The 11,798-nt window shown below is 32.2% G+C and carries 10 protein-coding genes; 7 read left to right on the plus strand and 3 right to left on the minus strand.

The genetic code is table 11. From position 1 onward, the window contains the following. Positions 1-96: 96 nt before the first annotated feature. Positions 97-357: a NifU family protein gene (locus tag ACFSSE_RS00200; protein WP_379045006.1), complete on the minus strand. Its 261-nt coding sequence runs from the start codon at positions 355-357 to the stop codon at positions 97-99. 53 nt (positions 358-410) lie between these two features. Beyond that, on the minus strand, positions 411-1,478 hold the full coding sequence (locus ACFSSE_RS00205; RefSeq protein ID WP_379044884.1) for an Mrp/NBP35 family ATP-binding protein: 1,068 nt from the start codon (positions 1,476-1,478) through the stop codon (positions 411-413). Positions 1,479-1,616: 138 nt separating this feature from the next. On the opposite strand from ACFSSE_RS00205, the gene ACFSSE_RS00210 reads away from it, so the two are divergent. Further along, a complete protein-coding gene (locus tag ACFSSE_RS00210; protein WP_379044881.1) occupies positions 1,617-3,755 on the plus strand; it encodes a transglycosylase domain-containing protein in 2,139 nt (712 codons plus the stop codon). A gap of 93 nt (positions 3,756-3,848) precedes the next feature. Beyond that, complete coding sequence (locus ACFSSE_RS00215; RefSeq protein ID WP_379044878.1) at positions 3,849-5,648, plus strand: glycoside hydrolase family 15 protein; 1,800 nt, start codon at positions 3,849-3,851, stop codon at positions 5,646-5,648. Here ACFSSE_RS00215 and ACFSSE_RS00220 read toward each other — a convergent pair. Then, entirely contained in the window at positions 5,625-7,796 is a 2,172-nt protein-coding gene (locus ACFSSE_RS00220) for a bifunctional alpha,alpha-trehalose-phosphate synthase (UDP-forming)/trehalose-phosphatase (RefSeq protein WP_379044875.1), read from the minus strand. The two genes, ACFSSE_RS00215 and ACFSSE_RS00220, sit on opposite strands and share 24 nt — an antisense overlap. Positions 7,797-7,970: 174 nt before the next feature. On the opposite strand from ACFSSE_RS00220, the gene ACFSSE_RS00225 reads away from it, so the two are divergent. The 5 genes from ACFSSE_RS00225 (at position 7,971) to eno (ending at position 11,683) form a co-directional block, all read left to right on the plus strand. Next, the gene (locus ACFSSE_RS00225; RefSeq protein ID WP_379044872.1) at positions 7,971-8,264 is read left to right on the plus strand and encodes a hypothetical protein; all 294 of its coding nucleotides are present in this window, start codon (positions 7,971-7,973) and stop codon (positions 8,262-8,264) included. Positions 8,265-8,348: 84 nt separating this feature from the next. After that, positions 8,349-9,035 (plus strand): mechanosensitive ion channel family protein, encoded by a 687-nt coding sequence (locus ACFSSE_RS00230; RefSeq protein WP_379044868.1) that lies wholly within the window; start codon positions 8,349-8,351, stop codon positions 9,033-9,035. 80 nt (positions 9,036-9,115) lie between these two features. Further along, a complete protein-coding gene (locus ACFSSE_RS00235; protein ID WP_379044865.1) occupies positions 9,116-9,748 on the plus strand; it encodes an NAD(P)H-dependent oxidoreductase in 633 nt (210 codons plus the stop codon). A gap of 157 nt (positions 9,749-9,905) precedes the next feature. Continuing rightward, the gene (locus ACFSSE_RS00240) at positions 9,906-10,163 is read left to right on the plus strand and encodes a VF530 family protein (protein WP_379044862.1); all 258 of its coding nucleotides are present in this window, start codon (positions 9,906-9,908) and stop codon (positions 10,161-10,163) included. 218 nt (positions 10,164-10,381) lie between these two features. Continuing rightward, entirely contained in the window at positions 10,382-11,683 is a 1,302-nt protein-coding gene (gene eno, locus ACFSSE_RS00245; protein WP_379044859.1) for a phosphopyruvate hydratase, read from the plus strand. The last annotated feature ends 115 nt before the right edge of the window (positions 11,684-11,798 follow it).

An 11,798-nucleotide genomic window follows, 5' to 3' on the forward strand; every position in this document is an offset into this window, starting at 1 on the left:
GGCTATTAAAATGTTTTAATTATAAAGATTCAACTAATTTTTAAATCTAAATAATTTGCATTAAGCTGAATGCATATTGCTTTTAGCCTTTTTATGTTAAACTTCTAAAGGTGTAACATTAATAGCTTCAACAGAAACAATTTCTGGTACAGCTTTTTTTACCGCTTGTTCAATGCCTGCTTTTAAAGTCATCATACTCATTGGGCATGATTCGCAAGAACCTAAAAGTTTTAATTTTAAAATTTTGTCTTCTGTAATTTCAATAATAGAAACGTTTCCGGCATCAGCAATAAGATAAGGCCTTATGGTATCTAATGCGGCCTCAACCTTAGCTAATAAATCTTCTTGATCACTCATCATTTTTGAATTTGTATAAAAATACGGATTATTTAACTTCTTTTAGAACCTGTTTAAATTTTAGCTTCGTTATTTCTAATGGCTACTTGTTGTGCTACTTTTTGGGCAAGCTCTATAAATGCTTTAGATATTGGATGCCCTTCTTGCATCACAACTGGTGTGCCTGCATCTCCGGCTTCACTTACGCTTTGTACCAAAGGTATTTCGCCTAAAAACGGGGTATTATATATTTCAGCTAATTCTCTACCTCCATTTTTACCAAAAATATAGTATTTATTGTCTGGTAATTCTGCAGGTGTAAAATACGACATGTTTTCTACCACTCCTAAAATAGGGACATTAATTGCCTCCATCTTAAACATTCCAATTCCTTTTTTTGCATCTGCTAAAGCTACTTGTTGTGGTGTAGTTACAATTACTGCACCTGCAATTGGGAAACTTTGAGTAACAGTAATGTGTATATCGCCAGTGCCTGGAGGCAAATCAACTACTAGATAATCTAACTCGCCCCAACTTGCGTCGTTAAATAATTGTTTTACAGCATTAGAAATCATTGGGCCACGCCATGGCACAGGTTGATTTGGATCTGTAAAAAAACCTATAGATAATAATTTTATACCATGTTTCTCAATGGGTTCTATACTTGTTTTTCCATCAACCTCGCTTGCTTTTGGTTTTGCATCTTGTACACCAAACATAATTGGGACAGATGGACCATAAATATCAGCATCAATAAGTCCAACTTTTGCGCCATTTAGTTTTAAACCTAAAGCTAAATTTGCAGCCACGGTAGATTTACCAACCCCGCCTTTACCAGATGCTACCACAATAATATTTTTAATATTACCCCTTAGTTGTGTTTGGGTTGGGGTAACTCTACTGGTCATATTTATTTTTATCTCTGCTTCTTTACTTACAAAATGTTTAATTGCATTTCTACAAGCGTTTTCAAGCATTTCTTTCATTGGGCAAGCTGGTGTTGTAAGCACAACAGAAAAACTCACATTATTGCTATCAATCACCAAATCCTCAATCATTCCAAGCGTTACCAAGTCTTTTTTTAAATCAGGGTCTTCAACGTTTTTAAGTGCTGCAAGTATATTTTCTTTTGTTAAAACCATTTTAAATTAAATTATGTTCGAAATTACAAAACTTAGCCCGATAAAATTAGATGAGGCTCAGTTTTTGACATAAAAACAAAAAATATAAGAATATATTTGACGTTAAATTTTAGCGTTTATGCTATTGCTATGAATGAAATGAAAAAGAATTCTTTTTTTAAAAAATATAAAAAAACGATAATAATTGCCGCTTCTTGTGTTGTTTTAGCACTTTCAATTGGTGTTGTACTTATTTATCAAAAAAGAGATGCGATACTAAAATCAGCAGTTCAGAAAGGAATTATCAAGGCCAAAAGCACGTATAATTTGAATGTAAAAATAGCTTCTTACGGTTTTAGTGGCTTATCAAGCGTATATTTTAATGCTATTGATGTAGTGCCGCAAGACAAAGAAAAATTAGCTTCAATTAATGATTTAACAGTTGGGGTAAAGCTTTGGCCACTACTATTTGGCAATATTAAAATTGCAGAATTGGCCATTCATAATGCTACCATATCCTTGGTGAAAAAAGACACCATTAGTAATTATGATTTTCTATTTAAAAAGGACACTAAAGATACTGTAAAAACCGATTCTAAAGCTGATTTATCTGAATTGGCAAACAAACTCTTAAGCCAAACCTTAGACAAAATTCCGGATGATTTGGATGTGAAAAACTTTTTGATAAAGTTTGATCATGATACTACTCAGTTTAATGTTTTAGCAGAAAGTGCAACCATAAATGGTGGTGAAGTAAACTCTACTATAAAATTAAATACCAACCAAGCAGTTTGGCATGTAGCGGGTACGGCAAATCCGTCTAAACAGCAATTAGATTTAAAGTTTTATGCTGATAATAAAAAGGTAGAAGTGCCTTATTTATTCGGTAAATATGGGCTTAAACTAAGTTTTGATACCGTACGAACCATTATGACAAGTGCCGAAAGAGAAGGGGATAATTTTGAGATTGAAGGAACTTGGTATGTTAGAAATTTACTAATAAACCACCCAAGAATTGCTGCTAAAGATGTAATTGTAAAAACTGGCAGTATTGATGCCAAAATGCTAATTGGGAAAAATTATATTGCCCTAGATAGTTCTTCTATTGTTAGTTTGGGCAATGCCCAGATAAATCCATTTGTTAAAATTACTTTAGGAGAGAAGAAAATTTACGAATTAAAAGTTAATGCTTACGATCAAGTTGCACAGCATATTTTTGATGCTTTTCCAATAGGATTATTTGAGTCTTTAGAAGGTATTAAGGTACAAGGTAAATTAGATTATGCCCTTAATTTTCACTTAGATGCTGCAAAACCAGAAAAAGTAATATTTAATTCTACTTTAACTGGGAGCGATGATTTTAAAATCTTGAAATTTGGAGAAACCAATTTTCAAAAAATTAATTCATCTTTTGTTTACACTCCTTACGAAAAAGGAAAGCCAGTAAGAGATATTATCATTGGACCAGAAAACCCTAATTATACACCAATAACGTCCATTTCTCCAAATATTAAAAATGCTTTATTAACATCGGAAGATCCTTCTTTTTATAACCACAAAGGTTTTGTAGAAGAATCTATAAGGCAATCTATAGCTACAAACTTCAAAGCCAAATCTTTTAAAAGAGGTGGCAGTACTATTTCTATGCAACTGGTAAAAAACGTTTACTTAAGCCGTAATAAAAATTTAGCTCGCAAATTTGAAGAAATTTTAATTGTTTGGTTAATAGAAAATCAGCATTTAACCTCGAAATCTAGAATGTATGAAGTGTATTTGAATGTAATAGAGTGGGGGCGTAATGTTTACGGAATTGGCGAAGCATCAAGATATTATTTTAGTAAGTCTCCGGCAGAGTTAACTATTGGAGAGGCTATTTATTTAGCGCATATAGTTCCTAAACCAAAATCTTCTTTATATAGCTGGCAACCCAACGGTGGTTTAAAATATTACTTAACTGGTTATTTTAATTTAATTGGAAGATTAATGGCAAGAAGAGGTTATATAGAACAAGACAGTAGTAATTACGGGTTTTATAATGTACGCTTAAGAGAAAGTTTACGTAAGCAAATTGCACCTAGCGATTATTTGCCGGATAGTTTAGCCGAGGAAGATGAAAACGGATTTTTTAATCTGGATATTTTTAACAGAAGAACACCAAAAGATTCGTTAGAAAAGAAAGAAACTTTTTTAAAGAAAATTTTTACTCCAGAGCAACAAAAAGTAGATTCTTTGTCTAAAACGCCTAAAGAATTACGTCAAGAACGACGAGATAAGCGTAAGGAAAGTCAAAAAGACTAATTTTTTATAACGTTTTTGCAAAATAATTTGTATTTTAATTGGCATTAGGTATGAACCTTGTAATGCATGGTTGAATTAAAAATAAATTATTTTATGGCAAGACACGTTTATGAAACCGGGTTAATTGGAAATTGTTCTTATTTAGCTCATGTACACAAAAACACAAATATAGCTTGGCTTTGTTGGCCAAGATTTGACAGTTCTTTTGTTTTTGGCTCTCTATTAGATGAAAAAAAAGGCGGAGAATTTTCTATAAAACCATCCGGAGATTTTACCTCTCACCAATATTACTTAGAAAACACCAATATACTTTGTACAGAAATAACCACAGAAACAGGTAAATATAGAGTTACAGATTTTGCTCCTCGTTATGAGCAATACGATAGATATTTTAAACCTTTAATGCTGGTAAGAAAAATTGAACCTTTAGAAGGTAACCCGCATATAAAAATAGTTTGTAACCCAGTTTATAATTATGGTAAAACAGCATTAAAATCTGTTAGAGGAAGCAACCATATCAACTACACAGGTTGCGAAGAAAAAATGCGTTTAACCACAAACGCAACAATATCTTACATCGTAGAAGATCAATATTTTATTCTGAAAGAAACTAAATACGTTGTTTTAACTTACGGAGAACCACTCGAAGCGGCAGTAGGTACAACTTCTGAAATTTTTTTAGATAAAACAATTTCTTATTGGAGAACATGGATTAAGCGTTCCTCTATCGGAGATTTTAATCAAGATTATGTAATTAGGTCTGCTTTGGCTCTAAAAATTCATCAGTACGAAGATACGGGTGCAATTATAGCGGCAAGTACAACTAGTTTACCAGAATTCCCAGGAAGTGGCCGTAATTGGGATTACAGATATTGTTGGTTAAGAGATACGTATTATGTAATTAACGCCTTGCATCATATTGGGCATTTTGAAGAAACTGAAAAATATTTTGATTATATTACTGATATTTCTTTTGAAGAAGGTTTAAGGTATCAACCTCTTTACAGCATTTCTCGTCAAAAAGATTTAACAGAAAACATTGCCGACCATTTAGAAGGTTACCTAGGTAATGGACCTGTGCGTATAGGGAATCAAGCTTATGAACATATACAGAATGATATTTATGGTCAAGCACTAATTTCTTTATTACCGTTATATACAGATCATCGTTTTGTTTTTTCTGAACGTAAAGATTCTGCCCATTTGGTAGAAATGGCACTTAAAAGAATTGAACACACCATAGATGAAAAAGATGCCGGTATTTGGGAGTTTAGAAACAGCGCTTTTATGCATTGTTATAGCAATTTATTTCAGTGGGCTGGATGTAGTGCGGCATTAAAAATTGCTAAAACCATAAATAATAAAGAATTGGAAGAAAAGGCGACCTCTTTAATGAACAGAGCTGCTAAGCATATCGAAGATTGTTACGACCCAGTTAGGAAAGTTTATACCCATGCAGTTGGAAGCCCTTATTTAGATGCAAGTACTTTGCAGTTAATTATGATGAATTACTTAGATCCGAACTCGCAAAGAGCCAAAGATCATTTGATTGCGTTAGAGAATGAGCTTAAAACACCAAGTGGTTTGTTTTATCGCTATTTACATACCGATGATTTTGGAAAACCAGAAAGTACTTTTTTAATATGCGCATTTTGGTATGTAGAAGCTTTAGCTTGTGTTGGCAGAATTGATGATGCAATTAGAGAATTTGATAAATTAATGCCTTATGCAAATCATCTAATGTTATTTAGTGAAGATGTTGATGAGAAAGATGGTAGCATGTGGGGAAATTTTCCGCAAGCATACAGTCATGTTGGGTTAATGAATGCAGCTTACAGAATTTCCAATAAATTAAATAAACCTCTGTATTTATCTACAGAGATGGTAAAGTAAGTTTCTAACTTCTTGTACGTTTCTGAGGTAATAATTTGCCTCAGAAACGCTACTTCCTACCTTAATAGTAATTGCAGCGTCGTTAATTGCTGTAAATATATCCTCATCAGTATGGTCGTCTCCCATTGCTAAAATAAAGTCAAATTCTTTCTTGTAAAGATATTCAAGTGCTGCTTTTCCTTTGTTAATTTCAGCATTCTTAATTTCAACAACTTTATTTCCGGGTAACAACTGTAAACTTTTTTCTCTGGTTAAATAGCGCATGTTGCTAATTAATTCGTTAGCTCTTAACTCACCCAAACCTTCTTCAACTTTGCGATAATGCCAAGCCAAAGAATATCTTTTTTCCTCTATAGCGCTTCCAGGTGTTCTATCACAGTAAGATTCTAACATTGCTCTAACACTTGGTTTCCATCTATCCGTTAAATTTGGAGTTTCTTCCCAACTTTCGCCGCTAGTTTTTTTCCAAGCACCATGTTCTGCAATTAAGTCAACATTTAAATGGCTAAACCATTGATCTAAAGTTTCGTGTTTTCTTCCACTAATAATAATAACTTGATTTCTATCATCACTGGCTAACTTATTAATGGTTGCATATAATTCTGCATCTGGCGATGCTTCATCAATATTTGCTTTAAAACCAACTAAAGTTCCGTCATAATCTAAAAACAAAGCTCTTTTCTTTGACTGATCAAATTTAGTCTCAAACTCGGCCAACAAGATTTTATTTACGTGTCGGGCATATCTAGATTTTTCAAGCTCTTTCACTTCTTTAAGTTGGTCCATAAAAATCTTAACCCAGTGGTTAATGTCAAACTTTAAAACAGTTTGTCTTAAACTTAACATTCTTGTTTGCTGTTCTTCTTTGCCCATTTCTAATGCCTGTACAATAGCATTAGACATCTCGGCTAAATTGTTAGGATTAATAATTATAGCTTCAATTAATTCTTTTGAAGCACCTGCCATTTCACTCAATATTAAAACGCCTGGCTCATTTGTTTTACTAGCAACATATTCTTTACTCACCAAATTCATCCCATCTCGCATTGGAGTAACTAAGCAAATATTTGCTCTGTTATAAAGCGCAGATAATTCTGTTATTGGGAAAGAACGGTAGAAATAATGTATGGGGTGCCAAGCAGAAGTCCTAAACCTTGAATTAATATTTCCAACTAATTTATCAATATCATCTCTTAAATCTCGATATTGTGGGATGGTGTCTCTTGATGGTACAACAATCATGTGAAGAGATATTTTGCCAATATATTCGGGATGTTCAATAAGCACCTTTTCAAAAGCAAGCAAGCGTTGTACAATTCCTTTGCTATAATCTAATCTATCTATCGATAAAATAATTTTTGTATCACCCAAAATTTCATTGTAATTATCATTGATTAGGCGTACCTCTTCTGTTTTAGATAAAGCATCAAATTTTTTTGCATCAATTCCCATAGGAAAGGCATCAATGGTTATATTTCTATCGTCTTGGTGAATTGTATTTGCATTAGTTTGTACCGGTAAAACCCGAGTTGCTGAACTTGTAAAATGTCTCACGTCATCGTAAGTATGAAAACCAATTAAATCTGCACCAAGCATACCGTTTAATAATTCGGCCCGCCAAGGGATTAATCTAAATAGCTCAAAAGATGGGAAAGGGATATGTTGAAAAAAGCCAATGGTGGTATCTGGCAATTTTTCTCTTATTAATTGTGGAAGTAATAAAAGCTGATAGTCGTGTATCCAAATAATGTCTCCAGGTTGTGCAAGTGCTATAACGGCATCTCTAAATTTTTCATTAACCTGCTTATAGCTTTCCCAGTAGCTCTCATCATATTGTGCATAAGTGCTCATATAATGAAAAACAGGCCATAATGTTTCATTAGAAAAACCTTCGTAATAAAGTTTTATTTCATCCTCTGTTAAAAAAACAGGAGCTAAATTTTCCTTTTCAAGTTCGTTTATAATTCTACTTTCATCCTCTTTAGGTACATCTAAACCACACCAACCAATCCAAATATTATCCCCTTCTTTATATATAGAACCTAAACCTGTGGCTAAACCTCCTTCGCTCACTTGCAATTCATATTCGTTATTTTGTTGGGTAATTTTTACTGGTAATCTGTTAGATATAATAATAGTTTTACTCATAATATTTTTTTGATGTTAACTGGATAAAATGAAGCAATAATTTGTCCAAACACATTTAAAATTTTAATTTTTTGATAATTTAGTAAAAAATATTGGTTAATTATAGAAAAATAGTATATTAATGGCTTGTTTTTTGTTTATTTATTAAGATAGTTGAATAGAGATAGATAAAATATGGAAAAATTAAACAACAATACTTTAGATTTGCCAAACTGGTTGTTCAATATTTTAATAGTAATAATAGCCGTACTTGCAGGTGTAATATTAAAATACATCATTGTTAGACTTACAAAATACTACAGAAAAAAAGAAAGGTTCTCTTTTTTAAGATCGATAGTTTTAAACCTGGGAAAACCTTTAAACTTCTTTTTGCCATTATTTTTCTTGAACATAGCTGGTTCGTTAATGCTTTTGCCTCCTAAAATAAATCTCATCTATATTAAATTTATAGAAATTGGCTTAATATAATCTTTTGCATACATACTTATAAATGCAATAAAAGTTTTTCAAGATTTTGTTGCTTCTACCTATAATCTTCAAAAAGAAGATAATTTGAAAGAACGGAAAATTAGGACACAGCTACAATTTCTAAGAAAGTTTTTTGCTGCTTTAATTATTGTTTTAACAATTGCTGCCATACTTTTTAGTTTTGAAGGCATGAGGAAGATAGGCGCTGGATTGCTTACAGGTGTAGGTATTGGAGGTATTATAATCGGTTTTGCAGCGCAAAAATCTTTAGGCAATTTATTAGCAGGTTTTCAAATTGCATTTACACAACCTTTAAGAATTGATGATGTTTTAGTTGTAGAAGGAGAGTGGGGCAAGGTAGAAGAAATAACATTAACTTATGTTGTAGTACAAATTTGGGATCAAAGAAGGTTGATTTTACCAATCAACTATTTTATAGAAAAACCTTTCCAAAATTGGACAAGAATTAGTGCTGAGATTTTAGGAACTGTTTTTATTTATGCAGATTATACCTTGCCAATTGATGCTTTAAGAGAAGAGTTTTATGCGCTTTTAGAAAAGCATCCGTTGTGGGATAAGAAAGTAAAAGTTGTACAAATAACAGAATCAAAAGAAAGTGTGATGGAAATAAGAGCATTAATGAGTTCTAATAATTCGGGCAATGCATTCGATTTACGTTGCGATATTCGTGAAGGTTTAATTAATTTCATCCAAAAAAACTATCCTCAATCATTACCTAAAGTTAGGGCAGAAATCAACAATAAAACTTAAATAATCATTTAAAAGTCAAAAAAGTAAAAGAGATAAAAAATAGATGTTCAAACATGTATTTTTGATAAAAAAATATATAAATGAAAAATATAATAGAATCCTTAAATTGGAGATACGCAACTAAGTCATTTGATACGAACAAGAAATTAGATGATGCGCAACTACAAGAATTATTAACAGCTGTACAATTAGCACCAAGTTCTTATGGCTTACAACCATTTAAAGTTTTAGTGGTAAGTAATCAAGAAATTAAAGAAAAATTAAAAGCAGCGGCTTATGGTCAAGTTCAATTAACAGAAGCATCTCATGTATTTGTTTTTGCAATTGAGAAAAATTTCTCTGTAGCGCATGTAGATGCTTATGCGAAAAATATATCTGCAACTTGGGGCGTATCAATTGAAGACATAAAGGGTTTTGTGGATACCATGAAAGGCACTGTAGACTCGAGAACTGAGGCTGAATTAGATAATTGGAATGCAAAACAAGCTTATATTGCTTTAGGCTTTCTTTTAGAAAGTGCTGCTTTGAGCGAAATAGATGCTTGCCCAATGGAAGGTTTTGACAATGCTGCCTTTGACGAAATTTTGGGTTTGCAAGAAAAAGGATTACATGCTGTAGTTATTGCACCAGTTGGCTTTAGGTCAGAAAACGATAAATATCAGCATAACGCTAAAGTAAGAAAATCAAAAGAAGATTTATTCATTCATATTTAGTACGATACATTTTTTTAAGTAAATAAAGGCAATCAAATTAATTTGATTGCCTTTTATGTTTTTCGTAACTATTTAAAGTTCCAAAATAAGTCTTAAATTTAAGCGTCTGCAATACCTAAAAATGGGTATTTTTACATTCTAATTTTCGAAATTATAAATGGGAGAGGAAGATAAAACACAAAAAAATAATTTATTACATGGTTTAACATTAGAAACCATACTTACAGATTTGGTAAAATATGTAGGTTGGGAAAAAATGTCTGAAAAAATCTCAATAAATTGTTTTTCTAATAATCCAACAATAAAATCGAGTCTTTCTTTTTTAAGAAAAACCCCTTGGGCAAGAAAGAAAGTTGAAGTGATGTATGAGTTTAATTTTAAACGTATCCAAAAAGGTAAAGCAGAGGAGGCCTAATCTTATATTTTAAATTTTTTGGTTAAAAATTCATCTAAATAATTAAAAACAATCATTCATCATTTTTGGTAATTATTGAGTTAATATATCTTAAATAACATATTAATAGCATAGTTCGCCTAACAAACAATTATTATATTTGCCAATTAAACAAAAATCCCTACTTTAGTGTAATTTTAACACTAAGTAAAAGGTAGACTTAAAATAAATTAAATAAGATGAGCTTAATTCTTGACGTACACGCAAGACAAATCCTTGATTCAAGAGGAAACCCTACTATTGAAGTAGATGTAATTACCGAAAACGGCATTTTAGGAAGAGCAGCAGTTCCATCAGGAGCTTCAACTGGCCAGTACGAAGCAGTAGAACTACGTGATAAAGATAAATCTGTATATTTAGGTAAAGGTGTTTTAAAAGCCGTAGCCAATGTAAATGAAAAAATTGCTGAAGCATTAAGAGGAGTTGACGTTTTTGAACAAAACGCAATTGACCAATTAATGATTGATTTAGATGGAACAGAAAATAAAGGAAATTTAGGTGCAAACGCTATTTTAGGTGTTTCTTTAGCAGTTGCTAAAGCAGCAGCACAAGAAAGCCGTCAGCCTTTATACCGTTATATTGGTGGTGTTAATGCAAACACGCTTCCAATCCCAATGATGAACATTGTAAACGGTGGTTCTCATTCTGATGCGCCTATCGCTTTCCAAGAGTTTATGATTATGCCAGTTGGCGCTTCTTCTTTCTCAGAAGCTTTACGTTGGGGAACTGAAGTTTTCCATAGCTTAAAAGCAATTTTACATGATAGAGGATTATCAACAGCAGTAGGAGATGAAGGTGGTTTTGCGCCAACTTTTGCCGGTACTGAAGATGGTGTTGAAACTATTATGCAAGCAATTGAAAAAGCAGGTTACAAACCAGGTGTTGATATCTGTTTAGCTTTTGATTGTGCTGCTTCTGAGTTTTACAAAGACGGTATTTACGATTATTCTAAATTTGAAGGTGCAAATGGTGCAAAACGTACCAGTGCTGAACAAGTTGATTATTTAGCTTCTTTAACTGAGAAATATCCAATAATTTCTATTGAAGATGGTATGGACGAAAACGATTGGGACGGATGGAAATTATTAACCGAAAAAATTGGCGATAAAGTACAATTAGTAGGTGATGATTTATTTGTTACTAACGTTACTCGTTTAAAACAAGGTATTGATAACGATACTGCTAACTCAATTTTAGTAAAAGTTAATCAAATTGGATCGCTTACTGAAACTATTAATGCAGTAACCATGGCTCAACATGCAAATTATACTTCTGTAATGTCTCACCGTAGTGGTGAAACTGAGGATGTTACCATTGCTGATTTAGCGGTTGCTTTAAATTGTGGTCAAATTAAAACTGGTTCTGCTTCACGTTCTGATAGGATTGCAAAATACAATCAATTATTACGTATTGAAGAAGAGTTAGGATCTAGAGCTAAATTTATAGGTAAAGATTTCAGATTTTTCAAAAATAGAAAGTAATTTTTGAATAAGAAATAAAGAGTAAGTGATATTAATTTCTTACTCAGATTCATAACTGTCCGAACAAATAATATACAAAAAAGGCCTGTATAATTCTAATTTTGAGTTGCGAAAC

The organism is Pedobacter alpinus, assembly GCF_042684645.1.
In the GTDB taxonomy this organism is placed as follows: Bacteria; Bacteroidota; Bacteroidia; order Sphingobacteriales; family Sphingobacteriaceae; genus Pseudopedobacter; species Pseudopedobacter alpinus.